Annotated in this window: 24 protein-coding genes; 21 read left to right on the top strand and 3 right to left on the bottom strand. The window is 67.5% G+C overall.

Annotated elements, in window-relative coordinates:
• Window positions 1-11: 11 nt before the first annotated feature.
• The 5 genes from E5206_RS13305 to E5206_RS13285 all read left to right on the top strand — a co-directional run bounded on the left by E5206_RS13305 (window position 12) and on the right by E5206_RS13285 (window position 4,844).
• Complete coding sequence (locus E5206_RS13305) at window positions 12-1,316, top strand: aromatic acid/H+ symport family MFS transporter (protein WP_136322901.1); 1,305 nt, start codon at window positions 12-14, stop codon at window positions 1,314-1,316.
• The gene (locus tag E5206_RS13300) at window positions 1,309-2,559 is read left to right on the top strand and encodes an FAD-dependent oxidoreductase (RefSeq protein ID WP_136322900.1); all 1,251 of its coding nucleotides are present in this window, start codon (window positions 1,309-1,311) and stop codon (window positions 2,557-2,559) included. Before E5206_RS13305 ends, E5206_RS13300 begins: the two co-directional genes overlap by 8 nt.
• Before the next feature lie 265 nt (window positions 2,560-2,824).
• Window positions 2,825-4,039: an inorganic phosphate transporter gene (locus tag E5206_RS13295; protein ID WP_136322899.1), complete on the top strand. Its 1,215-nt coding sequence runs from the start codon at window positions 2,825-2,827 to the stop codon at window positions 4,037-4,039.
• The gene (locus E5206_RS13290) at window positions 4,036-4,257 is read left to right on the top strand and encodes a hypothetical protein (RefSeq protein WP_136322898.1); all 222 of its coding nucleotides are present in this window, start codon (window positions 4,036-4,038) and stop codon (window positions 4,255-4,257) included. The genes E5206_RS13295 and E5206_RS13290 overlap by 4 nt, the downstream gene beginning before the upstream one ends.
• A gap of 38 nt (window positions 4,258-4,295) precedes the next feature.
• Complete coding sequence (locus E5206_RS13285; RefSeq protein WP_136322897.1) at window positions 4,296-4,844, top strand: dihydrofolate reductase family protein; 549 nt, start codon at window positions 4,296-4,298, stop codon at window positions 4,842-4,844.
• Between the two features lie 63 nt (window positions 4,845-4,907).
• Here E5206_RS13285 and E5206_RS13280 read toward each other — a convergent pair whose 3' ends face one another.
• Window positions 4,908-5,372, bottom strand: a complete 465-nt coding sequence (locus E5206_RS13280; RefSeq protein ID WP_205759924.1) for a hotdog fold thioesterase — start codon at window positions 5,370-5,372, stop codon at window positions 4,908-4,910.
• A 229-nt stretch (window positions 5,373-5,601) separates the two neighbouring features.
• Here E5206_RS13280 and polA point away from each other — a divergent pair, with 229 nt between their 5' ends.
• From polA to rpsA, 3 genes are all read left to right on the top strand, one after another.
• Window positions 5,602-8,247, top strand: coding sequence for a DNA polymerase I (gene polA, locus E5206_RS13275; protein WP_240690187.1), 2,646 nt, complete (start codon window positions 5,602-5,604; stop codon window positions 8,245-8,247).
• 45 nt (window positions 8,248-8,292) lie between these two features.
• Window positions 8,293-9,582: a GNAT family N-acetyltransferase gene (locus E5206_RS13270; RefSeq protein ID WP_136322896.1), complete on the top strand. Its 1,290-nt coding sequence runs from the start codon at window positions 8,293-8,295 to the stop codon at window positions 9,580-9,582.
• A gap of 283 nt (window positions 9,583-9,865) precedes the next feature.
• Window positions 9,866-11,341, top strand: a complete 1,476-nt coding sequence (gene rpsA / locus E5206_RS13265) for a 30S ribosomal protein S1 (protein WP_136322895.1) — start codon at window positions 9,866-9,868, stop codon at window positions 11,339-11,341.
• Window positions 11,342-11,442: 101 nt separating this feature from the next.
• On the opposite strand, the gene E5206_RS13260 is transcribed toward rpsA, so the two are convergent.
• Complete coding sequence (locus E5206_RS13260; protein ID WP_168709338.1) at window positions 11,443-11,781, bottom strand: hypothetical protein; 339 nt, start codon at window positions 11,779-11,781, stop codon at window positions 11,443-11,445.
• A gap of 585 nt (window positions 11,782-12,366) precedes the next feature.
• The gene (locus E5206_RS13255; protein WP_136322893.1) at window positions 12,367-13,068 is read right to left on the bottom strand and encodes a YigZ family protein; all 702 of its coding nucleotides are present in this window, start codon (window positions 13,066-13,068) and stop codon (window positions 12,367-12,369) included.
• A 22-nt stretch (window positions 13,069-13,090) separates the two neighbouring features.
• Between E5206_RS13255 and coaE the strand changes: the two genes are divergently transcribed.
• The 13 genes from coaE (at window position 13,091) to E5206_RS13190 (ending at window position 25,871) form a co-directional block, all read left to right on the top strand.
• On the top strand, window positions 13,091-14,302 hold the full coding sequence (gene coaE / locus E5206_RS13250; RefSeq protein ID WP_136322892.1) for a dephospho-CoA kinase: 1,212 nt from the start codon (window positions 13,091-13,093) through the stop codon (window positions 14,300-14,302).
• A gap of 81 nt (window positions 14,303-14,383) precedes the next feature.
• Window positions 14,384-16,465 (top strand): excinuclease ABC subunit UvrB, encoded by a 2,082-nt coding sequence (gene uvrB, locus E5206_RS13245; RefSeq protein WP_136322891.1) that lies wholly within the window; start codon window positions 14,384-14,386, stop codon window positions 16,463-16,465.
• A 177-nt stretch (window positions 16,466-16,642) separates the two neighbouring features.
• Window positions 16,643-17,671: a TerC family protein gene (locus tag E5206_RS13240; protein ID WP_136322890.1), complete on the top strand. Its 1,029-nt coding sequence runs from the start codon at window positions 16,643-16,645 to the stop codon at window positions 17,669-17,671.
• An 80-nt stretch (window positions 17,672-17,751) separates the two neighbouring features.
• Window positions 17,752-18,186 (top strand): hypothetical protein, encoded by a 435-nt coding sequence (locus E5206_RS13235; protein WP_136322889.1) that lies wholly within the window; start codon window positions 17,752-17,754, stop codon window positions 18,184-18,186.
• A gap of 11 nt (window positions 18,187-18,197) precedes the next feature.
• Complete coding sequence (locus E5206_RS13230) at window positions 18,198-19,109, top strand: V-type ATPase subunit (RefSeq protein WP_136322888.1); 912 nt, start codon at window positions 18,198-18,200, stop codon at window positions 19,107-19,109.
• Complete coding sequence (locus E5206_RS13225) at window positions 19,096-20,421, top strand: V-type ATPase 116kDa subunit family protein (protein ID WP_136322887.1); 1,326 nt, start codon at window positions 19,096-19,098, stop codon at window positions 20,419-20,421. Before E5206_RS13230 ends, E5206_RS13225 begins: the two co-directional genes overlap by 14 nt.
• Entirely contained in the window at window positions 20,418-20,861 is a 444-nt protein-coding gene (locus E5206_RS13220; RefSeq protein WP_136322886.1) for an ATP synthase subunit C, read from the top strand. The genes E5206_RS13225 and E5206_RS13220 overlap by 4 nt, the downstream gene beginning before the upstream one ends.
• 17 nt (window positions 20,862-20,878) lie before the next feature.
• The gene (locus tag E5206_RS13215; protein ID WP_168709337.1) at window positions 20,879-21,103 is read left to right on the top strand and encodes a V-type ATP synthase subunit F; all 225 of its coding nucleotides are present in this window, start codon (window positions 20,879-20,881) and stop codon (window positions 21,101-21,103) included.
• Entirely contained in the window at window positions 21,100-21,621 is a 522-nt protein-coding gene (locus E5206_RS19465) for a hypothetical protein (RefSeq protein ID WP_205759923.1), read from the top strand. Before E5206_RS13215 ends, E5206_RS19465 begins: the two co-directional genes overlap by 4 nt.
• Window positions 21,609-23,357, top strand: coding sequence for a V-type ATP synthase subunit A (locus E5206_RS13205; RefSeq protein WP_136322884.1), 1,749 nt, complete (start codon window positions 21,609-21,611; stop codon window positions 23,355-23,357). The genes E5206_RS19465 and E5206_RS13205 overlap by 13 nt, the downstream gene beginning before the upstream one ends.
• Window positions 23,354-24,799: a V-type ATP synthase subunit B gene (locus E5206_RS13200; protein WP_136322883.1), complete on the top strand. Its 1,446-nt coding sequence runs from the start codon at window positions 23,354-23,356 to the stop codon at window positions 24,797-24,799. Before E5206_RS13205 ends, E5206_RS13200 begins: the two co-directional genes overlap by 4 nt.
• Window positions 24,796-25,434, top strand: coding sequence for a V-type ATP synthase subunit D (locus E5206_RS13195; RefSeq protein ID WP_136322882.1), 639 nt, complete (start codon window positions 24,796-24,798; stop codon window positions 25,432-25,434). The genes E5206_RS13200 and E5206_RS13195 overlap by 4 nt, the downstream gene beginning before the upstream one ends.
• Window positions 25,431-25,871, top strand: a complete 441-nt coding sequence (locus tag E5206_RS13190) for a universal stress protein (RefSeq protein WP_136322881.1) — start codon at window positions 25,431-25,433, stop codon at window positions 25,869-25,871. Before E5206_RS13195 ends, E5206_RS13190 begins: the two co-directional genes overlap by 4 nt.
• The last annotated feature ends 45 nt before the right edge of the window (window positions 25,872-25,916 follow it).

Below are 25,916 nucleotides of genomic sequence, written 5' to 3'. Positions count from 1 at the left end.
ACAGTAGTGGGATGAATCACAAACCTTCTGCTGCAGCGCCGGAGCAGCTAACACCGCTTGCCTCCGGGCCCGCCACAGGCAAGGGACCTGGATCCGGTTTTTCGCGACAGTCCGCCCTTGCCGTCCTTGTCTGCTGGCTCCTCGTGGTTTTCGATGGTTACGACCTCATCGTCTACGGCACGGTCCAGTCGTCGCTGATCTCTGAGACCGGCTGGGGCCTGACGAAGGCCACCGCCGGCACCATCGGATCCATGGCCTTCCTGGGCATGATGATCGGAGCGATCTTTGCCGGCCGGATGGCCGACTCCTGGGGCCGTCGCCGCACCATCCTTGCCTGCGCCATTGTCTTCTCGTTCTTCACGATCCTCTGTGCGTTCGCCCCGAACGCGCCGTTCTTCGGTGCCATGCGCCTTCTCGCCGGGATTGGACTCGGTGGGCTCGTGCCCTCAGCCAACGCCCTTGTCGCCGAGCTGGTGCCCGCCAAATGGCGGTCCACCATCGCGACGCTGATGATGTCCGGCGTCCCGATCGGCGGATCCATTGCGGCCCTCGTCGGCATCCCGCTGATCCCCGCGTTCGGCTGGCCGGCCATGTTCCTCGTTGCCGTTGTCGCCCTGCTCGTGGTCGTCCCGCTGGGCCTGCGCTTCCTCCCCGAGACACTCGCCCCGAGCCGCGGCGCCACGAAGATCAAGGAGCCGGCCGGCTTCTCCTCGCTGCTTCGCGCCCCCTACCTGGGCATCAGCGTGCTCTTCGCGCTGGCAACGCTGGCCACTTTGTTCGCCTGGTACGGACTGGGGACCTGGCTGCCGAACCTCATGCAGCTGGCAGGCTACAATCTGGGCTCCGCCCTGACCTTCGCCCTGGCCCTGAACCTCGGTGCCGTGGCCGGTTCGGTCATCACGGCCTGGGCCGGCACCCGCTTCGGTCCGGTACGGACGGCGATCGCCGCGGCGGCCGTCGCCGCAGCCGCCCTCGTGGTCCTCGTCACCGGACCGTCTGTCGGCGTCGTGTACCTAATGCTCGTCCTCGCCGGCGTCGGCACCCACGGCACGCAGTGCCTCATCATCGCCGCCGTTGCGAGCCATTACCCCGGCCACCTCCGCGGAACCGCCCTCGGCTGGGCCCTGGGCGTAGGCCGCATCGGAGCCGTCGCAGCACCCCAGGTCGGAGGCCTCCTGCTGGCCGCCGGGCTGGGCGTCAATTCGAACTTCCTCGCCTTCGCCGCGGCAGCAGCTGTCGCGGCGGTACTGCTGGCTGCGGTCGGCATCAACCTTAAGTCAAAATCAACAACCTCACAAGGAGTTAGCAATGTCTGAGCACGCCAAGGCCACCGATGTCCTGGTCATCGGAGGGGGAATGGCCGGACTGGCCGGTGCCCTCGCACTGCGCGAAAACGGCGCGAACGTGACCCTCGTGGAACGGGCCCCCGAATTCGGTGAGGTCGGAGCGGGCCTGCAGATGGCGCCGAACGCCTCCCGCGTCCTGCGGCGCTGGGGCCTGCTGGAGAAGGCGCTGGAAATCGGTGTCCAGCCCAAGCACCTCGTCTTCCGCGATGCCGTGACCGGCGAAGAGCTCACCCGCCAGACCCTGGGCGACGAATTCGAGGAACGCTACGGCGCACCGTACGTCGTGATCCACCGCAGCGACCTCCACCGCGTCCTGCTCGAAGGCTGTGAGGCTGCGGGCGTCAAGCTCGTGAACGACGTTATGGTCGAAAGCGTGGAAACCGTCAACGGCCGCGGCGTCGCCCACACGGCAGCCGGCGTGGACTACGCAGCCGACGTCGTCATCGGCGCCGACGGACTGAAGTCCACCTTGCGCCCGCTGGTGGCAAGCGACGAGCCGGTCCCCTCGGCCTACGTGGCCTACCGCGGCACCGTTCCGATCACCGAAAACACGCCGAAGGCCGACCTGGAAGACGTCATCGTCTACCTCGGACCGAATTGCCACCTCGTGCAGTACCCGCTGCGCAAGGGTGAACTGCTGAACACCGTGGCCGTGTTCAAGTCGCCCTCCTTCGAGCGCGGTGAGGAACAGTACGGCGGCGTCGATGAACTCGAGGCAGCCTACAAGGACTGTGTGCCCGAGGTCCAGGCCGCACTGAAGAACCTGGCCACCGGCATCCGCTGGCCCATGTACGACCGCGACCCGATCGAAAACTGGGTCGCCGGCCGGATGGTCCTGATGGGCGACGCCGCCCACCCGATGCTGCAGTACCTCGCCCAGGGCGCCTGCCAGGCCCTCGAGGATGCCGCGGCGCTGCAGGACGTCAGCAACGGCACGGTCTTCACCGCGGAAGGGGTCAACCCGGCAGCCTGGGACGACGCCATCCGTGAATTCAACTCACGCCGCGCCGGCCGCACCGCCCGGGTCCAGCGCACCGCCCGCGTCTGGGGCGAATCCTGGCACGTCTCCGGCCTGGCCCGGACCCTGCGGAACCTCCTGTTCAAGAGCCGCAAGGACAACGACTTCCAGTACAACGACTGGCTGTACGGCCAGACCGGCGAGGGCATCCCCGCCGCGGAAAGCCCGGCACGCCGGGCGCACATCCCCGCCTGAGGCGCCCCCCCGCCGCCCGTGAAGCGGTGAAAGAAGCGTAAAAACGGAATGCCGGGCACCGGACAAGTGCCCGGCATTCCGCATCTCCGGCGGGACCGTCGGTTGTTTTGCCGCGCCGTCTTTCCCGCGTACGATCTATAGGGTTTCAAGCTGCATTGCCGTAGACCGCAAGCCACTTCATCCGAACACCAGATGAACACTGGGGGGCATGACGGCAACGGGGAAGTGGAACTGCTGACCGTCGACTCTGCAGATTGGGCAACAGGTGGGAATCACCGTAATGGTGGCGCTGGTCATAGCGCTGGCGCTGTTCTTCGACTTCACCAATGGATTCCATGACACCGCCAACGCGATGGCCACGCCCATCGCCACCGGTGCCATCAAACCGAAGACCGCGGTGGCCCTGGCGGCCGTGCTGAACCTGGTGGGGGCGTTTCTCTCCACCGAGGTTGCCAAGACAGTCTCCGGCGGCATCATCCGCGAAGGTGACGGCTTCCACATTTCGCCGGAGTTGGTCTTTGCGGGCCTGATGGGCGCCATTCTGTGGAACATGATCACCTGGCTCAAGGGGCTGCCCTCGAGTTCCTCGCACGCCCTTTTCGGCGGCCTGATCGGCGCGGCCATTGCCGGCATCGGCATCGACTCGGTGAATTTCGCGTCCGTCCTCCAGAAGGTCATCCTGCCGGCAGTCTTTGCGCCGGTCATCGCCGGCGGCGTGGCCTACCTGTGCACCAGGCTGGCTTACGCCCTGACCTCCCGGCACAACCCGGAAACCGGCGACAAGCTCACCCAGAAGCGCGGCGGCTTCCGTACCGGCCAAATCTTCACCTCCAGCCTCGTGGCCCTTGCCCACGGCACCAACGACGCGCAGAAGACCATGGGCATCATCACGCTCGTCCTGATCGCAGCAGGCAGCCAGGCCGCGGGCTCCGGCCCCCAATGGTGGGTCATCGGCGCCTGCGCCCTCGCCATCGCGATCGGCACCTACGCCGGTGGCTGGCGGATCATCCGCACCATGGGGGCAGGCCTCACCGAGGTCAAGCCCGCCCAGGGCTTCGCCGCCGAGGCCAGCACGGCTTCTGCCATCCTGGCGTCCTCACACCTGGGCTTTGCCTTGTCCACCACCCAGGTGGCCTCCGGCTCCGTCATCGGTTCCGGGATGGGGCGCCGGGGAACCACGGTGCGCTGGGGCACCGCCGGGAAGATCGCCGTCGGCTGGCTCTTCACTCTTCCGGCCGCCGGGATAGTGGGCGCGCTCACCGCCCTGCTCGTCAACACCGGAGTGGGCGGCGTCGTCATCGCGGCAGTGGCAGGCACGGCCGCTGTCTCCTACATGTTCGTGCATTCCCGGAAGTCCCATGTGGGCCACCACAACGCCGTCGAGGTCGAGGAAGCGGGCCAGATCGTGGAGTTCCGCAAGAAGAAGTCGGCCGGCAAGCCCGGCAAGGATCCCAGCAAGAACAAGGATGCCCAGCGATGAAATGGTTGGAACTTCTCACGGTTGCCGGCGCGACGCTCGTATCGGCGGTGACGGTTGTGGTCCTGTACTCGCTCGGCGTCCGGCTGACCGCGATCGCCGGCGACGTCCGGGAAAGCAACCCGGCCTGGGTCCGGCCGCTCGCCTACCTGTGTTTCGGCCTGTGCGGCATGGCCGTCCTCTTCGGGCTCTACCTGATCATTCCGTACTTCAGCAAATAGGCGTGGGAACCCCGGGCCGGAATGGCTAGGCTGGGGCCATGTCGAGTCTCCAATACTTCGTGGCCTCCTCCCTGGACGGGTTCATCGCCACTGCCGATGACAGGCTCGAGTGGCTGCTCGAGTTCGACGGTTTCGCGGGCGGCAAGGAGAGCTACGACGCCTTCATGGCCGACGTCGGCTGCATCGTCATGGGCGGGGAGACCTACGCGTGGCTGTTGGAACACGAACCCGGCAATTGGCCATACCCCGCAACGCCCTGCTGGGTCTTCACCCACCACGAGCTGCCGGCCCCGCCTGGCGCGGATATCACCTTCGTCCGCGGACCCGTGGGGGAATTCGTCGGGGACCTCAAGGAAGCGGCAGCGGCGCGGAACGTCTGGATCGTCGGCGGGGGAGTCCTGGCGGCGCAGTTCGCGGACGCCGGCCTGCTGGATGAGCTCATCGTCTCGATCATCCCGGTGGTGCTGGGCAGCGGCAAGCAGGTGCTTCCGGTCCAGGCTCCGACCCCGCCACTGGAGCTGATCTCCTCCCGGACGATGGGCCGCGGGATTACTGAGCTGCACTTCCGCTTCAGCCCAAAGCCCTGACGGAAGGCGCTGACCGAAAGCCCTGGGGCGCCGCACGCCGCACGCCGCGCTTCCGCCGGGCGCCTACGCCGCCTTGTCCCGGATCAGGTTGGTGATCCGGGCGGTGGACAGCCGGCGCCCCTGCTCGTCCGTCATGATGATCTCGTGCGTCGTGAGCGTACGGCCGAGGTGGATCGCGGTGCAGGTTCCGGTCACGGTGCCCTTCGCGATCGAGCGGTGATGTGTTGCCCCGACTTCGATGCCCAGGGCGTACCGTCCCGGTCCGGCATGCATTCCGGCCGCGAAGGAGCCCAGCGTTTCGGCGAGCACCACATGCGCGCCGCCATGCAGGATGCCGGCCACCTGGGTGTTGCCTTGCACGGGCATCGTTGCCACCGTGCGCTCCGGACTCATCTCCAGGAAGTGGATCCCGATCTTCACCACGAGGGCGCCCACGCCCATCCGGCCGAGCCAATCGTGGAGTTCCGACGGAACCCCGGCGGCCGCCAGTTCGGCTGTGAAAGGGGCCGGCGTGAAATTGTCCATCATGGGAACTAGGCTGGCACCTGTGAGCGAAACTACCAAACCGGCCCCGTCCCCAACCGCAGTGGACACTGCATCAGAAACAGCAGCTGCCGCTGAGCCGGCAAGGAGCGCCCCGGTTCTTGTGGCGGAGCGCAAGAAGCCCCTCCGCGCCGTGGCAGAAGTATCCGCCACCGAGGCGCCCGTGGTCCCCATCACGGACCAGCCACGCCTGATGGTCCTTGACGGCCACTCCATGGCCTTCCGCGCCTTCTATGCCCTGCCGGCCGAGAACTTCGCCACTTCCTCGGGCCAGCACACCAATGCCGTGCACGGCTTCACCTCGATGCTGATCAACCTGATCAAGGAGCAGAAGCCCACGCATGTCGCCGTCGCCTTCGATGTCTCCGATGACACGACCTTCCGCAAAGCCGAATACGACGGCTACAAGGGCGGTCGGAATGAGACGCCCCGCGAGTTCAGCGGGCAGATCGAGCTGATCGAAAAGGTCATGACGGCCTGGGGCATCAAGACCATCAGCATGCCCGGCTTCGAGGCGGACGACATCCTCGCCACCCTTGCCGCCCAGGGCGACGCCGCCGGCTTCGAGGTGCTCCTGGTCTCCGGCGACCGTGACACGTTCCAGCTCATCACGGACAACGTCTTTGTGCTCTACCCGAAGACCGGTGTCAGCAACATTCCGCGGATGGACGCCGAGGCCATCGAGACCAAGTACTTCGTCACACCGCCGCGGTACTCGGACCTCGCGGCCCTCGTGGGGGAGACCGCGGACAACCTCCCCGGGGTGCCCGGCGTCGGACCCAAAACGGCTGCCAAATGGATCAACCTCTACGGCGGCCTGGAAGGCATCCTGGAAAACCTCGACTCGATCGGCGGCAAGGTCGGCGACTCCCTTCGCGAGCACATTGAGTCCGTCAAGCGGAACCGCCGGCTGAACCGGCTCCTGACGGACCTCGAACTGCCCGTCACGCTCAACGATCTGGAGGAGCCCCGCCCGGACCACGACGCCATCGAGGAAATCTTCGACCGGCTGGAATTCAAGACACTGCGCACCCGGCTCTTCGCGCTCTACGGCAACGACACCAGCGGCGACAGCGAACCGGACAGTATCGCGGTTCCGGAATTCTCCACCCTCACCGGGGCTGCGGAGCTCAAGGCCTTCTTCGACGCCGGCAAGGGCCACCGCACCGCCCTCGCCATCGAATTCGTTCCGGGCCGGGTCGTGGACGACGCCGCCGCCATCGCGGTGCTCCGCAACGACGCCGCAGCCTACATCGACCTCACCGCCCTCGACGCCGAGGCCGACGCGGTGCTGGCCGGCTGGCTGTTGGACCCCCGCGCCGCCAAGGTCACGCACGGCTTCAAGGACGCGTTGAAGGCCTTCACGGCACGCGGCCTCGGCCTGGACGGCGTCGTCGATGACACGTCCATCTCCGGCTACCTGATCCAACCGGACCGCCGCAGCTACGAGCTTGCCGAACTGGCCCAGCACCACCTCAAACTCAACATTTCCTCGGCCGCCGCCAAGACCGGCCAGCTCGAGCTGGCGTTTGCCGGGGAGGACGACGCCGCCGCGGCCGGAGCGCTCGTCCAGCAGGCCGCCGTCGTGCTGGCACTGAGCCAGCACTTCGAAACGGAACTGAAGACCCGGAAAGCCCAGGAACTGCTGACCAGCCTTGAACTGCCGGTGAGCCGGGTCCTGGCCCGGATGGAACTCACCGGCATCGCGGTTTCCATGGAGCGGATGAACGACCAGTTGGCGGACCTTGCCAAGGTGGTCGACAACGCCCAGGAACTCGCCTTCGCCGCGATCGGGCACGAAGTGAACCTCGGCTCGCCCAAGCAGCTGCAGACGGTCCTGTTCGAGGAACTGGGGCTGCCCAAGACCAAGAAGATCAAGTCCGGCTACACCACGGACGCCGCCTCGCTGAAGAACCTGCTGGAGAAGACCGGTCACGAGTTCCTGGTCCAGCTCATGGCCCACCGGGAATCCTCCAAGCTCCGGCAGATGGTGGAATCGCTGAAGAAGGCGGTGGCCGAGGACGGCCGGATCCACACCACCTACGCCCAGAACGTGGCCGCCACCGGCCGGATTTCCTCCAACAACCCGAACCTGCAGAACATCCCGGTCCGCAGCGAGGAAGGCCGGCGCGTCCGCAGCATCTTCGTCGTCAGCGAGGGCTTCGACTGCCTGCTGTCCGCGGACTACTCGCAGATTGAAATGAGGATCATGGCGCACCTCTCCGGCGATCCCGGCCTGATCCAGGCCTACCAGGAAGGTGAGGACCTGCACCGCTTCGTCGGTTCGCACATCTTCGGCGTGCCGCCCGCCGAGGTCACCAGCGCCATGCGCTCCAAGGTCAAGGCCATGTCCTACGGCCTGGCGTACGGGCTGACCTCCTTCGGCCTGTCCAAGCAGCTCGAAATCTCCGTCGATGAGGCCCGGACCCTCATGAAGGAGTACTTCGAACGCTTCGGTGCGGTCCGCGACTACCTCCGCGGCGTGGTGGACCAGGCCAGGATCGACGGCTACACGGCCACCATCGAGGGACGGCGCCGTTACCTCCCGGACCTGACCAGCACGGACCGCCAGCTGCGCGAAATCGCCGAGCGGGTCGCGCTGAACTCGCCGATCCAGGGTTCGGCCGCGGACATCATCAAACGCGCCATGCTGGGCGTCTCCGGTGCGCTGGCGGAACAGGGCCTGAAATCGCGCATGCTGCTGCAGGTCCATGATGAACTGGTCCTCGAAGTGGCCCCCGGCGAACGTGAGGCCGTGGAGAAGCTTGTGACGGAGCAGATGGGCTCGGCCGCCCGGCTGACCGTTCCGCTGGACGTCCAGATCGGCATCGGCTCCAGCTGGTACGAGGCAGGGCACTAGCGGGCCCGCGCCCACAATTTGCACGGCATCGCCGGGGAGGACGACGTGGCAGACAAGTATGAGATCCGCCGGTTCAGCGCGGCCGAAAAGGGCACTGCGGCCTACGCCGGTTGCGCCGCGTGGGTCCGGGCGGTCGGATTCGGATTCCACGACACCCGCCGTAATGACGGGTTCGTGGACAAGGTGCTCGCGAACTACCGTGCCGACGACGGCGAGCTGACCGGCGTCTATCAGGCCGGAGACGCGGCGCCGCATTCCCTGGCCGCGGACGTTCCGGTCGCCACCTTCGCGTCCCTGCGCAAACACCTCAACATCGGCTACGGCCGGCAGCTCGAGGCGCACTTGGTCACCGCCGTGACCGTCCGCGGAACGCACCGGCGGCAGGGGCTGCTGCGCCGCATGATGACCGAAGACCTCGCCGCCACAAAGGACGCCGGCCTGGCCGTGGCGGCCCTGACCGCTTCGGAGGCATCGATCTACGGCCGCTTCGGCTTCGGCGTCGCAACCTTTGAGCGCAGCATCAACGTGGACACGGGGCCACGGTTCCGGTTGCGCCACGAGGACCGGGGCACCGTGGAGATCGCGGACCGGAAGGTCCTCCTGGAACTGGCCCCGCAGGTGTTCGAACGCCTCCACCGGGTCACGCCAGGCTCCATCGTGCGCCAGGAGGCGTACCGGCAGCGGAGTTCGGGCTCCCTCGGCAGGGACGGAGCCGAGGACGAGGGGATCAGGTGCGCCCTGCACTACGACGCCGACGGCGGGGTGGACGGCTACGTCTCCTATAAATTCGCCGGCTGGGACACCAAGCCGCACACCATGGAAATTGTCGACCTCGTGGCCGCGGACGGCGACGCCTACCTGGCGCTGTGGCAGTTCCTCGGCAGCATCGACCTGGTCCAACGCGTCAGCTGGCAGGATGCACCGGTGGATGACCCGCTGGCATGGGCCCTCGATGATCCCCGCTGCATCGACTCCTCGGACCATCGGGACATGCTCTGGCTCCGGATCCTGGACACCGCCACGGCGCTCGAATCGCGCCGCTACTCCACCGACGGCTCGCTGGTCCTTTCGGTGGCCGACGGGCTCGGGTTCGCGGCCGGCACCTTCCTCCTTGAGGCAAAGGGGGGAGAGGCCAGCGTTTCCGCCGCACCCGCCGGCGCGGCCCCGGAACTGACCCTCGGCGTCGCCGCCCTCGGCTCCATCTACCTCGGCGCCGTCTGCCCCGTCACGCTCACGACCGCCGGGAAGATCACGGAACACGCCCCCGGAGCGGCGCTGAAGGCGCGGCTGATGTTCGCCGTCGAACGCGCGCCACACTGCCTGACGCACTTCTGACGGCAGGCCACCGGCGGCGCCCCCTGATCCCGCCCCCTGACCCCGCCTTTGGCCTCCCGCCGACGCCGGGGTTGACACCCGGCGCTTTGACCGGCGTTGCGCAATACGACTAGAATGAACGGGCGTGTACCACGTGCGCGTATCTGTAATCCCTAAATAATCCACAAACCAGGATGACCTGGCCGATCGCCATTTGATATGCCGTGTTCTTCGCCTGCATTCCATAATGCGGGCGAAGCGGTTTTCCTGACCGACTTTCTATCCACAACGGAGCCCCTACTACATGACCATCACCTCCACCGAGAAGCCCGGTACCCCCGTAGTCGCGATTAACGACATCGGTACCGCTGAGGACTTCCTCGCAGCTGTCGACGCCACCATCAAGTACTTCAACGACGGAGATCTCGTCGAAGGTACCGTCGTCAAGGTCGACCGCGACGAAGTCCTGCTCGACATCGGTTACAAGACCGAAGGTGTCATCCCCTCCCGTGAGCTTTCCATCAAGCACGATGTTGATCCCGGAGACGTTGTCTCCGTCGGCGATCTCGTCGAAGCCCTGGTGCTCACCAAGGAAGACAAAGAAGGCCGCCTGATCCTCTCCAAGAAGCGCGCTCAGTACGAGCGTGCCTGGGGCGACATCGAGAAGGTCAAGGAAGAAGACGGTGTCGTTACCGGTACCGTCATCGAGGTTGTCAAGGGTGGTCTTATCCTCGACATCGGTCTGCGCGGCTTCCTGCCCGCATCCCTCGTCGAGATGCGCCGTGTGCGCGACCTTGCTCCGTACATCGGTCAGAAGATCGAAGCCAAAATCATCGAGCTGGACAAGAACCGCAACAACGTTGTGCTGTCCCGCCGTGCCTGGCTCGAGCAGACCCAGTCCGAGGTCCGCTCCACGTTCCTCAACAAGCTGGAAAAGGGCCAGGTCCGTCCCGGCGTCGTTTCCTCCATCGTCAACTTCGGTGCCTTCGTGGACCTGGGCGGCGTAGACGGCCTGGTTCACGTTTCCGAGCTGTCCTGGAAGCACATCGACCACCCGTCCGAGGTTGTCGAAGTCGGCCAGGAAGTCACCGTCGAGGTTCTCGAGGTCGACCTGGACCGCGAGCGTGTTTCCCTGTCGCTCAAGGCTACGCAGGAAGATCCGTGGCAGACCTTCGCCCGCACCCACGCCCTCGGGCAGGTTGTACCGGGTAAGGTCACCAAGCTGGTTCCGTTCGGCGCGTTCGTCCGCGTTGAAGACGGCATCGAAGGCCTGGTCCACATCTCCGAGCTCGCCGTGCGCCACGTTGAGCTGGCCGAGCAGGTTGTCTCCGTTGGTGACGAGCTGTTCGTCAAGGTCATCGACATCGACCTCGAGCGCCGCCGCATCTCCCTCTCCCTCAAGCAGGCCAACGAGGGTGTCGACGCCGAGTCCACCGAATTCGATCCGGCTCTCTACGGCATGGCCGCTGAGTACGACGAAGAGGGCAACTACAAGTACCCGGAGGGCTTCGACCCGGAGTCCAACGAGTGGCTTGAAGGCTACGAGACGCAGCGCGCCGCCTGGGAGCAGCAGTACGCTGATGCCCAGACCCGCTGGGAAGCCCACAAGAAGCAGGTTGTCCAGCACGCTGCCGACGACGCTGCCGCTGCAACGTCCGGCGAGAGCGATTCCGGCACCACCAGCTACTCCTCCGAGCCGGCTGCGACCGAAGCCGGGGCAGGCACGCTTGCTTCGGACGAGGCTCTTGCAGCACTGCGCGAGAAGCTGACCGGCAACTAATTGCCCGATCTCCTCCCGGAGCCCGCTCCGTGAGCGAAGGCGCTTAGTACGCTGAAGGTGGCCGTCCCCTAGGGGGCGGCCACCTTTTTGTATCAGGACGTCTACCGGCTCCAGGAGTGCCACTTGCCGTCGTCGCCGTGCCACCAGCCGCCGTGGTCGTTGTCGGACCGCCGGTTGCCGTTGTCGTCGCGCCACCAACCCCAGCCGTCGCTATTGCTGTGCCAGCGGTGCCACTGGTCCCAGTGGCCATTCCTGGAATCGCGGCGATCCCAGCGTTCGTTGTTGTTCTGCCGGTTGTTGTTCCAGGAGGTGTTGGCGGTGACCGTCACGGACTTGAGCCCGGTGTCTGCTGAGGCTGCTCCCGCAGACAAGGCGGACCCGCCGATGGCCATGCCGGTGACCAGCAGAGTGGAACCGAGCAGTCGAATTGACTTCTTCATGAGTTTTGCCTCGCTTGTGATTCTTTCCTGATGGATGCACAGGCAGATCCAGGCATGCAGGATCACGATCGGAACCAGTTCTTTTGAGCACACGCGGACTTTCTTTCACCTCGCGTGCGCAGCAGCGGGTTCCTGCTCCGTAGTCTGTCTGCGGTTGTTGGTCCCAACGTCTGGGAACCTCCGCGCCCTGTCCTTTTTGGATGCACGGCCCCAGCCGTGTTGAGGGAGCGGTGATCAGATGTGGGCACCCCCCGCGCCTACCCCAATCGCTGCGGTCCAGGGTAAGGAAGGGTGATCCATAGCCTGGTGCAGCGCCGGAACACGACCCCGCCCCGTCCGAAACGGCTATTCACGGAGGGGTCTGCTCACTCGAAACGATAGACCGATGGTGGCCGGGAAAGAAGGGCCGGGGGTTTATTTCGGCGAAAATTCAGCTAATCTCGAGTCGGGACGTGCCATGCGGCATGCCTCCGCCGGTGCTGTGCTGGGACGGCACAATGACGCCGTCAGATCGGCCCAACGCGGCGTCCCGGGCCCGGACCGGACCGGCGATGTTACGTGGGGTGTCCCGCCGGGACGGGCCGATCAGTTGAGCGGCACATCGATCCACTCCGTGTCTCCGGGCAGCAACGTGGCGCTCCCGGCCGACAACGCCGCAAGGCGCTCCGCCGCCCTGGCCAATCCCGCCGGGCCGTCCGGGAGGGCAAGCCGGAGGACAGTGGCTTGCGGCTCATAACTCGTTCCGGCCATGACAAAGCCGGCGGCGCGGAGGTCATTCTCCAGCCGGCCCGCCGCCGCATGCGCCACCGCCACCGAGCAGATCCGCAAGCGGCGGCGTTGCACGAGGGGTGCACGGTCCAGGGCGCCGGACACCGACTCGGAATAGGCGCGTACCAGCCCGCCGGCGCCGAGCAGGATCCCGCCGAAGTAGCGGACGACGACGGCGGTGAGGTCGCTGAGGTCCGTCACCCCGGGACCTGTTTCGCGTCTCAGCAGGGCCTCGAGCATCGGGATGCCGGCGGTCCCGGACGGCTCGCCGTCGTCATTGGAGCGCTGGACGCCGCGGTCGGGCCCGAGCACGAAGGCGGAGCAGTGGTGCCGCGCGTCGTGGAATTCCTTGCGCAGCCCGGCGACCACGGACCGGGCGCTGTCCTCGTTGCCGGTGCGGGCGAGGACGGTGATGAACCGGGACCTCTTGACCTCGATCTCGTGCCGGAACTCCGGTCCGGCGGCGAGCGTGGTGTACACGGTGGCCCTGCTCTCGGGGGAAACCGCGTCTTCTGCCACCGGATCAGTTTAGTCTGGTGGGGTGTTGAAGATCGGGTTGACCGGCGGCATCGCCTCAGGGAAGTCAGTGGTGGCCTCACGGCTGCGCGAGCTCGGCGCGGTGCTCGTCGACGCCGACGCGCTGGCCAGGGAGGTCGTGGAGCCCGGAACGCCCGGACTCGCCAAGGTCGTGGAGGCCTTCAGCAACGCCGTCCTGATGCCCGACGGCGGCCTGGACCGGCCGAAGCTCGGCGCCCTGGTCTTCGGCAACCCGGAACGCCTGGCGGTGCTGAACGGCATCATCCATCCCCTCGTCCGGGAGCGCGCGGGCGCCCTGGCCGACGGCGCACCGAAGGGCGCCGTGGTGGTTCAGGACATCCCGCTGCTGGTCGAGACAGGCCAGGGCGCCAACTTCCACCTCGTGGTGGTGGTGGACGCGCCGGATGCGGTCCGGGTGCAGCGGATGGTGCAGCACCGGCACATGACGGAGGCGGACGCCCGGGCCCGGATGGCTTCCCAGGCCACCAGGGAGGACCGCCTGGCAGCGGCCGACGTCGTCCTGGACAACTCCGGTTCCAAGGAGGAACTGCGGGACGCCGTGGACCGGCTCTGGAAGTTCCGGCTGGCCCCGTTCGCGGAGAACCTGGCCAGGCACCGCCTCGCACCGCGGACCGGCGGCCCGGTGCTGACGCCCGCCAACCCGGAGTGGCCCGCGCAGGCCGCCCGGCTCATGGCGCGCCTGCGGGCGGCCGCAGCGCAGGACATCCTGGCCCTGGACCATGTCGGTTCCACCGCCGTCCCCGGACTCGCCGCGAAGGACGTGCTCGACCTCCAGCTCGGCGTCGTGGACATGGCCGCCGCGGACAGGATCGCACCGTTGCTGGCCGACGCGGGCTTCCCCGGCTGGCCCGGCATCAATGCCGACAACCCCAAGGCGTCCCACCCCGACCCGGCGGACTGGCCCAAGCGCCTGCACGGCAACGCGGACCCCGGGCGGGCGGTGAACCTCCATGTCCGGGCCGTGGGATCCCCGGGCTGGCGGTTCGCGCTCTGCTTCCGCGACTGGCTGCGCGACGACGCGGATGCCCGGGCCGACTACCTCGTCGAGAAGTGCCGGGTCGCCGGGCTCCATGGCGTGGACAAGTCCACCGCGGGCTACGCGGCGGACAAGGAGGGCTGGCTCAGCGGATACGCCGCCCCCCGGATGGACGCCTGGGCGCAGCGCACCGGCTGGCAGCCGCCGTCGTACGCCTGAGCCGCGCTGGCCCGCAGCCGCCCGGTACTGCCGAAAGCTGAATCAGGGGTGGCGGGCGGCGGGCGGCGGTAGATTAGATACATGAGTCTTGCGCAGGAAATCAACCGCGTCGTGGCGCCCTTCGAGGTCATCAGCGAGTTCAAACCGGCGGGCGACCAACCGGCCGCGATCGCCGAACTCACCGAGCGCATCAACAACGGTGAGAAGGACGTGGTGCTGCTCGGTGCCACCGGTACCGGTAAGAGTGCGACGACGGCATGGCTGATCGAACAGGTCCAGCGACCCACCCTGGTGATGGTGCAGAACAAGACCCTCGCCGCCCAGCTTGCCAACGAATTCCGCGAACTGATGCCCAACAACGCGGTGGAGTACTTCGTCTCCTACTACGACTACTACCAGCCCGAAGCCTACGTCCCGCAGACCGACACCTTCATCGAGAAGGACTCCTCCGTCAATGAGGAAGTGGAGCGGCTCCGCCACTCCGCCACGAACGCCCTGCTGACCCGCCGCGACGTGATCGTCGTGGCCACGGTCTCCTGCATCTACGGTCTCGGCACGCCGGAAGAGTACATCGCCGGAATGGTGACGCTCCGCAAAGGGGCGGAAATGAACCGCGACGAGCTGCTCCGCAAGTTCGTCGCCATGCAGTACACCCGCAATGACATGGACTTCCACCGCGGCACGTTCCGGGTCCGCGGCGACACCGTGGAAATCATTCCGATGTACGAGGAACTGGCCCTCCGGATCGAGTTCTTCGGGGACGAGATCGAGAACATCCATACCCTCCATCCCCTGACCGGTGAAGTGATCCGGGACGAGGAGGAAATGTACGTTTTCCCGGCCTCGCACTACGTGGCCGGGCCCGAGCGCATGGCCCGGGCCATCACAAGGATCGAAGACGAGCTGGCAGCGCGGCTGGCGGTCCTGGAGAGCCAGAACAAGCTCGTGGAGGCACAGCGGTTGAGGATGCGCACCACCTATGACCTGGAAATGATGCAGCAGATGGGCTTCTGCAACGGCATCGAAAACTACTCCCGGCACATTGACGGCCGCGACGGCGGCACCGCGCCGCACTGCCTCATCGACTACTTCCCGGACGACTTCCTCCTCGTGATCGACGAGTCCCACGTCACCGTGCCGCAGATCGGCGCCATGTACGAGGGCGACATGTCCCGCAAGCGCACGCTGGTGGACCACGGATTCCGGCTGCCCTCCGCGATGGACAACCGGCCGCTGAAATGGGACGAGTTCCTGGAGCGCGTGGGCCAGACCGTGTACCTGTCCGCGACCCCGGGTAAGTACGAGCTCGGCAAGGCGGACGGCTTCGTCCAGCAGATCATCCGGCCCACCGGTCTGATCGATCCCGAAGTCATCGTCAAGCCCACCAAGGGCCAGATCGATGACCTGCTCGGTGAAATCCGGACCCGCACCGCGAAGAACGAACGCGTCCTGGTCACCACCCTGACCAAGCGGATGGCCGAGGACCTCACCGACTACCTGCTGGGCCACGGCGTCAAGGTGGAGTACCTGCACTCGGACGTGGACACCCTCCGCCGGGTGGAGCTGCTCCGCGAACTCCGGATGGGCGTCTTCGACGTCCTGGTGGGCATCAACCTGCTGCGTGAAGGACTGGACCTGCCCGAGGTGTCGCTGGTGAGCATCCTGGACGCGGACAAGGAAGGCTTCCTCCGCTCGTCCACCTCCTTGATCCAGACGATCGGCCGTGCCGCCCGCAACGTCTCCGGGCAGGTCCACATGTATGCGGACCGCATCACCGATTCGATGGCCCACGCCATCGACGAGACCAACCGCCGCCGCGCCATCCAGGTGGCGTACAACACCGAACACGGCATCGACCCGCAGCCGCTGCGGAAGAAGATCGCCGACATCACGGACCAGCTGGCCAAGGAGGACGCGGACACCCGCGAACTCCTGGCCGCCGCGGGCAGGAACCGCGGGAAGGGCAAGGGTGCGTCGACGATCCGCGCCGACGGGCTCGCCGCGGCCCCGGCCGAGGACCTTGTGGGGCTGATCGAACAGCTGACGGAACAGATGCACGCCGCTGCCGGGGAACTCCAGTTCGAACTGGCCGCACGGCTACGTGACGAGGTGGGGGAGCTCAAGAAGGAGCTGCGCCAGATGCAGTCCGCCGGGCACGCCTAGGGTAAAGTTGTTCAAACGTAGGGGAGTATCCCAAGCGCTACGATCGTCAACACGCACGGCACAGATGCCTTGCCGGGCGTAGCGGGCAGCCAGGCAGAACCAGGTACGCGGTACCGGACATGCAGAGCAGCCGGAGAGACTTACACGGCTTAGCTGTACCCTGCGAAAGGTGCCTCCGTGCCCCAACTTCCGCTTTGGTTCGAGATCGGCTCATTTGTGGCCCTCGGCATCATCCTGGCCATTGACCTGCTGCTGGTCGTTAAACGCCCGCACGAGCCCTCCATGAAGGAGGCCGGGCTGTGGGTCACCTTCTACGTGGTCCTGGCTCTGGTCTTCGCCGGCGCCATGTTCGCCTTCACCGGCCCGGAATACGGCAGCCAGTTCATCGCCGGCTGGGTGACGGAATACAGCCTCAGCATCGACAACCTGTTCGTGTTCATCATCATCATGGCCCGCTTCTCGGTCCCGCGTAAGTACCAGCAGGAGGTGCTTATGGTGGGCATCATCATCGCGCTGATCCTCCGCGGCATCTTCATCCTGCTCGGTGCGATCGTGATCGAACAGTTCAGCTGGGTCTTCTACATCTTCGGCGCCTTCCTGCTCTGGGCGGCCTGGAAGCAGGCACAGGACGAGGGTGAGGATGAGGAAGACAAGGAAAGCCCGCTCATCGCCCGGATCCGCAAGATCCTGCCGATGTCCGAGACGTTCGACGAGGGCAAACTGCGCACCGTGGTGGGCGGCAAGAAGGTCTTCACTCCGATGCTGATCGTCTTCGTGACCATAGGCATGACGGACCTGCTGTTCGCGGTGGATTCCATCCCTGCCATCTTCGGCCTGACCCAGAGTGCCTTTATCGTCTTCACCGCCAACATCTTCGCCCTGATGGGCCTGCGCCAGCTCTACTTCCTGCTGGGCGGGCTGATGAACCGGCTGATCTACCTCAAGCACGCGCTGTCCGTCATCCTGGCGTTCATCGGCGTCAAGCTGGTCCTGCACGCCATGCACGTCAACGAACTTCCCTTCATCAACGGCGGCCGGCACATCGAGTGGGCTCCCGAGATCCCCACCTACGTCTCCCTCGGCGTGATCATCGGCACCATCATCGTGGCCGTCATCGCCAGCCTGATCAGCTCCAGGGCCACGAAGTCCAAGCTGGACGCACGGCTGGAAGAGGACTCCCGCAAGAGCCTGAGCGACGCCGAGTAGCAGGAGACCCGGCCAAGCCCCGGCCAATCAAGGACCTGCTGGCCTAGACTGTGGCTCGGAGGACATTCCGAGGAGGGGCGATGGCGCGATTGAGTATCCTGGACCGGTTCAGGCCCGTCGGCGCTCCGGGACCGGCGGGGCCGGCCGGCGTGCCGGCTACCGATGACCAGGGTCCGGCTGCGGAGTTGGTGCCGGTATTCGCCGCACTGGCCGGCGACGTCGCATCGTGCGCCGCACTCGTTGAGGAGGCGCGCCTGGGCGCGGAACGGGAAGTGGCCCGGGCCCGCGCGCAAGCGGCCGCGATCGTCTCCGCGGCCCGGCTTGAAGCGGGTGCCGAGCGCGCAAAGGCCGCCGCCCGGGTCGAACAGGCCGCCTCGGAGCGGGACACCCAACTGCTGGAACAGGCACGCCGTGAGGCCGCGGCGCTGGAAGAGTCCGGCCTGGCGCTTATTCCGGGCGTCGTCGGCAGGGTCATCGACACGCTGCTGGCTCCGCAGAGCGCCGGCCAGGAATGAAAGCGGACTGGGTGGCTGCCTCGGTGCGGGCCCGGTCCATGGCCCAGCGCCGCGTCGGTGCCGGTACCAGCCGTGGGATGGCGGCCCAACCGACCCTGGACCGTGCGCTGTCCTCGCTGCGGGAATCAAGCTATGCGGAACGGCTCAGCGGGGCGCCAGGGCTGGCGGCCGCCGAACGCGCCCTGCAGGAGACGGTCCTGTGGCAACTGCGCGTGCTGGCCGGGTGGCTTCCGGCCTCGGGCACCGCCCTTGCGCGGGCGGCCGCGGGGATTTTTGAAATCGAGAACATCATGGCCCTGGCCCGCCAGCTCGCCGGCGGGGCGAAGGCCCCCGAGCCCTATCAGCTGGGTGCCCTGGCGACCGCATGGCCCCGCGTGCGCTCGGCCGGATCGAGCGAAGAACTCGGCGCGATCCTGCGCGCTACGGCCTGGGGCGACGCCGGCGCCGCCGGCGTTGGCCCGTTGCGGGACGCACTGACCGTTGCCTGGGCGCGCCGGCTGGCTGCTGCCGCAGCCCCGGCGCGGCCGTGGTGCGGTGCGGTGTGCGTCCTTACGGCGGCCCGGATCCTGACCGTCGACGGCGTGACGCCGGCGCCGCCGGTCGTTCACCTGCTGGAACCAGTCATCGGCCGATCGTGGGAAGCCGCGAGCAGCATCGCCGCGTTCTCTTCCGCGCTTCCGCCGTCGCTGCGGACGGTGCTCCTTGGTATTGCGTCCCCGCAGGAGCTGTGGCGTGCGGAGGCCCGGGCATGCGCCGCGGTGGAGAAAGACGGGTTCAGGCTGCTCCGCGGTTCCCTGCCCGGGCCGGATGTTGTGCTGGGCGCCATCGCGGTCCTGTCCATCGATGCGTGGCGGGTCCGGGCGGCGCTGGCTGCCGCTGCCGCAGGCGCCGGGTCAAGCGAGGTGCTCGATGAAGCGGCGTGAATCCCTGGCTCCCGTCCGGATGCAACGGGTGGCCTTGGTGGTGCCCGAGCAGGACCGGCGCCGCATGCTCATGGAAGTGGCACGAAGCGCCCTCGTCGAGCTGGACCTCCCGTACGCCCCGGGCAACGGCGCCGAGGAACTGGACAAGGCGGCGGCGGCCGCTGTCGTCTCCGGGCCGTCAGCGGCCCTGGTGGGGTGGATGCCCCGGCACGGGATTCCGGCGCTGGCAGCAGCGCTCGCCCCGCTCGGGGCGGCGGTCGTCCCGCTGCCCCGGCCGAGGTGGATCCAACCGCCCACGATGCTCGGCGGCGGCGCCCGCCCACGCGTCTCCCGGACGCTCGTGGACACCTACGGAACCGTTCCCTACGAGGACCTGGATCCCTCCCGACTCGCCGGCATCGCCTACGTCCTGATGTTCGGGATGATGTTCGGCGACGTCGGACACGGAGCGATCCTGCTGGCCGCAGGCCTCCTGCTCCGCGGGGGACGCATCAAAAAACTGGCCAAACTGCAGAGAACCTGGCTTTTCGTGAGCGGAGCCGGCCTGGCCGCCATGGCCTTCGGAGCGCTGTACGGGGAGGCCTTCGGCCCCACCGGCCTGGTGCCGGTGCTGTGGCTTGAGCCCCTGGCGAATCCGGTTCCGCTCCTGGTGGCCGGACTGGGGGTCGGAGCTTTCCTGCTTGCCGGCGCCTATGCCATCGGCACCATCAACCGGGTCAGGGAGGGCGGCTGGGGATATGCCCTGTATGCCCGCTCCGGCGTCGCTGGCTCCCTGTTGTTCCTCGCCGTGGGGCTCCTGGTCTGGGGACTCGCCACCGGCACCGGGCTCCTGACGGCGGCGGCAGCCGTCGTAGCGCTCGGCGCGCTGGTCTTCATCTTCATCGGCCTCTTCGCGGAAGCCGGCGGAGGCGCCACCGCAGCCTTCCAGGCCGTCATCGAACTCGTTGACACCGTGATCCGCCTGGGCTCGAACCTGGTCTCCTTTGCCCGCCTCGCTGCCTTCGGCCTGACCCACGCCGCGCTGCTGATGGTGGTCTGGAACGGGACGACGGCGTTGTGGGCGCCGGATTGGCGCGCCGCCGCGGCGGTCCTGCTGTTCATAGCGGGCAATGCCGTGACCTTCGCGCTCGAAGCGCTGGTGGCAGGAATCCAGGCCCTGCGGCTTGAATACTACGAACTGTTTTCACGAATTTTCCAGTCCGAGGGCCGCCCGTTCAGGCCGTGGTCACCGGAGCTCACCGCCGCCGGAGCCCCCGGCACCGATCCTGCGATTGTCCCCTCCGGCATACCGGCTGAAAGGCAACTACCGTGAACCTCTGGTTCGGCACCGTTCCTGTTTTCCTCATCGCTGCAACAGGGGCCATCCTCCTGGTCCGACGCTGGCGGAAGTCTGCCTTCAAGATCCTGGCAGCCCTCAATGTCGCCGTGATGGTCGGATCCCTGGCGTTACTGGCCGGCGCGCTGAGTGCAGCGCCCGCGGCCGCCTCGGGCGGAGTGGCTCCGGCCCTCGCCGCGGCAGCCACCGATGCGCCGGCGGGTGCTGGCGGCTCAGCGCTGATCGCGGCTGCCATCGCCGTGGCCGGGTCCTCGATCGGTGCGGCGTTTGCCGTTGCCTACACCGGATCGGCTGCCCTCGCGGCGATGAGCGAGCGCCCGGAAATCTTCGGCCGGGCGATGGTTGTGGTCGGGCTGGCGGAAGGGATCGCCATCTACGGCCTCATCATCGCCATCATCCTCATCGGCAAGGCATGAGCGGGGGAGCCGGAACGATGTCCGGAACCATTGCCGCGATCGGCGACCAGGCCCTCCTGGACGGGTTCCGGCTCGCCGGCGTCAGCGTCTTCCCAGGCTCCACCGATGAGGAAATCCTCCGCGCCTGGACGGCACTGCCCACGACCACGGCAATCGTCATCCTCACGCCCCGTTCCGCACACACGCTGGAGCCGGTCATGGCCGATCCCCGCTCGCCCATGACCGTGGTGCTTCCCGCATGACCGGCCTCGCACCGGAAGCCGACGCCGCCTTGGGGCCGGTGCGCCAGGCACTCCGGGCTGCGGCCGAAAAGCAGGCCACTGAGCTCCGCGACGACGCCGGCAGGCAGGCGGCCGCCTTGTTGGATGCCGCCCGGGCCGAAGCCGCAGGCATCCTCGCCGCCGCAGCCACGGAAGGGGAGACCGCCGCCCGCGCCGAAGCCGCACTGCGCTCGGCGCGGGCGCGCCGCCAGGCACACGAGCTGGTCCTGGCACAGCGCAGCTCCCTGCGGCTGGAACTCCACCGCAGGGTGCGGGAGGCCGCGGCCGGACTCAAGTCAGACCCCCGGTACGCGGAGCTGATGGCACGGCTGACGGAGCAGTGCAGGGAGCTGCTCGGGCCGGACGCCAGCGTGTCCGAGAGCCCGGAGGGCGGCGTCGTCGCCGAGGCCGGCTCACGCCGCCTGGATCTTTCCCTTCCTGCCCTGGCGGAGCTGACCCTGGACTCCATCCCCGGGGTGCGTGAGCTATGGACCCGGTAGCAGACCGGCGGGACGGCACCGTCGTGCGGGTCAGCGGGCCCCTGGTCGAGATTGAGGGCGCGGAAGGGCTGTCCATGCTTGAGCTGATCGCCGTCGGCCCCCGGCGCATCAGCGCGGAGACCGTGTCCATCGCCGGGACACGGGCAACGCTGCAGGCCTACGAATATACCGGCGGGGTGAAAGCCGGCGATGCCGCTGTCCCTACCGGCGGTGAGCTGTCCGGGCTGTTGGGTCCGGGCCTGCTGGGGCACGTCTTTGACGGGCTCATGCGCCCGCTGTCGTCGGCGCCGATGTGGCTGACGCCCGAGCGGTCAGGCTCCGCGGAAGACCCCACCGTACTGGCCCGCGAATGGACCTTCAAGCCCGCGGCCGTGGCCGGTACCAAGGTTTCCGCCGGCGAGATCCTGGGCACCGTGCCGGATTCCGGGTCGGTGGGGCACCGGGTCCTGGTGCCGGCGGGCGTGTCCGGTGAGCTGAGCTGGCTGGCAGCCGAGAGCCGGGTCCACGTGCTCGATACGGTAGCCGTGATTGACGGCCACGAGGTGGCGCTCTCCGAACGCTGTCCGGTGCGCCGGGCGCGGCCATTCCGGTCCAGGCACAGCGGCACCGTGCCGCTGCACACCGGCCAGCGGGTCCTGGACCTGATGTTCCCGGTGGCGCGCGGGGCTGCCGCGGCGGTTCCGGGAGGATTCGGAACTGGCAAGACGATGATGCTGCAGCAGATCGCCAAGTGGAGCGATGCCGACGTCATCGTCTATGTGGGCTGCGGGGAACGGGGCAACGAAATGGCCGACGTCCTCGACGGGCTCTCCCAGCTTGAGGACGGACGCACCGGCGGGAAGCTGATCGACCGCACCGTCATCATCGCCAACACCTCAAATATGCCCATGATGGCGCGTGAGGCGAGCATCTTCACCGGGATCACGGTGGCGGAATATTACCGTGACATGGGTTACGACGTCGTCGTGATCGCGGACTCGACCTCCCGCTGGGCAGAAGCGCTGCGTGAATTCGCCAACCGCAACGGGGACCTCCCCGCTGAGGAGGGCTACCCTGCCAACCTCGCGTCCGAACTGGCCTCGTTCTACGAGCGGGCCGGCCGGGTCACGACGCTCGGCGGGAAGACTGCCTCCGTGACGGTGATCGGGGCTGTTTCCCCGCCCGGCGGTGACATGACGGAACCGGTCACTACGGACTCCCAGCGCTTTGTCCGGTCCCTGTGGACACTGGACCGGGATCTGGCCTACTCCCGGCATTATCCCGCCGTGAGCTGGACCGGCTCTTTTGCCCGCGATGCGGAAGCCCTCGGCAGCTGGCATGCGGCCAACGGGAATCCTGGCTGGGCCGCCCGCCGGGCCCGGGCCGCCGCCCTGCTGGCCGAGGCGGACCGGCTGGCCGAACTGGCGGAAATCATCGGGACCTCATCGTTGCCGGGCCACGAACGGATGGTGCTGCTGGGCGGCCGCCTGCTGCGGGACGGTGTGCTGATGCAGAACGCGCTGAGCGCCAACGACGGCTTCTGTTCCGCGGAAAAAGGTGCCGCCTTGCTGGACCTCGTGCTCGACGTCGTCGACGCCTGCCAGGGACTTGTGGAACGCGGCGTGGCAGCCACCACCATCGAGCAAAGCGACTTTGGTCCGGTCCTTCGGGCCCGTGAAGAAACGGGGTCCTCGGACGCGGCGGCTGTCAAAGCCCGCAGCGGCGAGGTACTCACGGCATTGGAGGCCCTGCAATGAACGAAACAAGAGTCACGGAGCCCGGCAGCGCCGGACCGGTGCCGCTGTCGCTCGGCTTCGCCGCGCAGATCTCCCACGGAGATGTGCGGGAGCTCCGCGGGCCGCTGCTCATTGCGGGCGGGATCGACGGCGTGGGCTGGGATGAGTTTGCCACCATCGACATGGACGGCGGCGAGCGGCGCCATGGCCTCGTCCTGGAAGTGGACCAGGACCTCGCCACCCTGCAGGTGCTCGAAAGCACCGATGGTATGTCCCTGGACGGGATCCGGATCCGCTTCGGGGGCCGTCCGCTGCACATTCAGGTCGGGACGGAATGGCTCGGACGGGTCTGCAACGGACGCGGGGAACCGCTCGACGGCGGCCCGCCGGTGACGGGCACGGCGACCCTTCCGGTCAGCGGCTGGCCCCTGAACCCGGTCTACCGGGAACCCCCGCAGGAACCGGTCCTGACCGGCATCTCGGTCATCGATGGCCTGACCACCCTGGTCAGGGGACAAAAACTCCCCATCTTTTCCGTACCGGGACTCCCGCACCTGACCCTGGCGACCCAGATCGCGGCACAGGCGACCTCCGGCGGCCACTCATTCCGGGTGGTGTTCGCGGCCATGGGGTTGACGCATGCGGACATCGCCTATGTCCGGGACCGCCTTGAAGAACGTTCCGCCGGGGGAGAGCTGGTTCTCCTCCTCAACGCCGCCGACGATCCGGTGATTGAACGCATCCTCACGCCGCGGATCGCGCTGACCATCGCCGAACACCTCGCCTACACCGAGGGCCACGACGTCCTGGTGATCATGTCGGACATGACCAGTTACGCTGAAGCGGTCCGCGAGGTATCCGCGGCCCGGCGGGAAATCCCGGCACGCCGGGGCTACCCGGGGTATCTGTACAGCGACCTCGCCACCCTCTACGAGCGCTGCGGGCGGGTCAAGGGCCGTGATGGCTCGGTAACGATCATTCCGGTGCTGACGATGCCGGCCGGCGACATCACCCACCCGGTCCCCGACCTGACCGGTTACATCACCGAGGGCCAGATTGTCCTGGCACCCGAAATAGACGCCCGCGGCATCTACCCGCCGGTGGACGTCCTGGCCTCGCTGTCGCGGCTGATGCGCAGCGGCGCGGGGAAGAACCGGACGCGCGAGGACCACCTTGATGTCGCCGCCCAGGTGCTGGCCGCCATGGCCCGCGCCCGCCAGGCCGCCGAACTGGCCGAGCTGGTGGGCGCGGCGGCACTCAGCGAAACCGACCGCAGCTACATCAGGTACCGGACGCTGGTGGAGACCGGGCTCTTCAACCAGGGACGCGACGAAATCCGATCCTTGGACGATACCCTGGGCCGGGCCTGGGCAGCGCTGGCTGCGCTGCCGGAACAGGAGCTGACCATGCTGTCCACTGCGTTCCTGGAACGCTACCTTCCCCAGAGCGATGACCGGCCATGAGCAGCCTGGGGCGGGCAGGCAAGGTCCGGGTCGAGCGTCGGCTGACGACAGCCCGGCACGGCGCCCGCCTGCTGGACCGCAAGCAGCACATCCTGGCGGACGAGCTGGAACGGCTTCAGCTTCGCGCGGAACTGAGCCGGGCCGAGTGGGAAGACGCAGCCCGGGAAGCTGCGCTCTGGCTGCGCCGCTCTGCCGCGCTGGATGGCAGCGGTCACCTAGAGGCAGCTGTCCCGTCGGAGCCCGCCGGGGTCCAGCTGCGCTGGGGCAGCGCGATGGGTGTGCTGTATCCGGAGGATCCCCGCTGCAGCCTCCCGGCGGCACCCCGGACAGGCGGAAGCTCGGCCCTGTCCTTCACGGCTGCCGTTCATCGCAGCGCCCTCGAAGCCGGAGTACGGTATGCCGCCGTCCAGCGGGCGGAACTGCTGCTGGTTGCCGAACTTGCTGCGACCCGGACCCGGCAGCGGGCGGTTGAAAACCGCTGGATTCCCAGGCTGGAAAATGAACTGCTGGCTATCCGGCGGCAGCTTGACGCGCAGGAACTTGAAGAAAGCCTGCGTCTGCGCTGGGCCGCTGACCGGAACCTGGGAAAGACGGAGAGACCGGCGCAGGATCCTAATAGGAAGGGGGGCTCATGAGCGACGTGGTCCTGGTGGCGGTGAACGACTCCCGGGCCGCGTTCAGGGCAGCCGAAGTGGCGGTCGACTATGCGCGCCGGCTCGGCGCCAGCCTGCGGGTCGTGACGGTCCGGGAGCCCGGGGCGCTTGACCGGCATCCCGACAGCATAGAGCCGGCCGTGTTGGCGAGACATGCCGAGCTGGCTGCCGAAGCGGCGCTCAGCCATGTGGCCGCGCTGGGAACGGCGGCCGGGGTGGAGGTCTCGTTCAGCCGGCGCTCCGGCCGGGTGGCAGCCGAAATCCTGGCAGAGGCCCGTGAGATCAAGGCGACCCTGATCGTCGTCGCCCTGGTGGACCGCCCCGGCAACGCGACGCCCTATATCGGAAGCCACACGCTGCGGGTTCTGGAGTTCTCCGGCGTCCCCGTGATGGTGGTACCGCTGCGCGGGGCATCCTGAGGCCGGAATGCCGCCTCCGGTCCGATGTTCAGGTCGTGCGGACTA

The organism is Arthrobacter sp. PAMC25564, from assembly GCF_004798705.1.
GTDB lineage: Bacteria > Actinomycetota > Actinomycetes > Actinomycetales > Micrococcaceae > Arthrobacter.
Note: the sequence above shows the minus strand (reverse complement) of the source record. Positions and strands in the feature narration are given on the sequence as shown.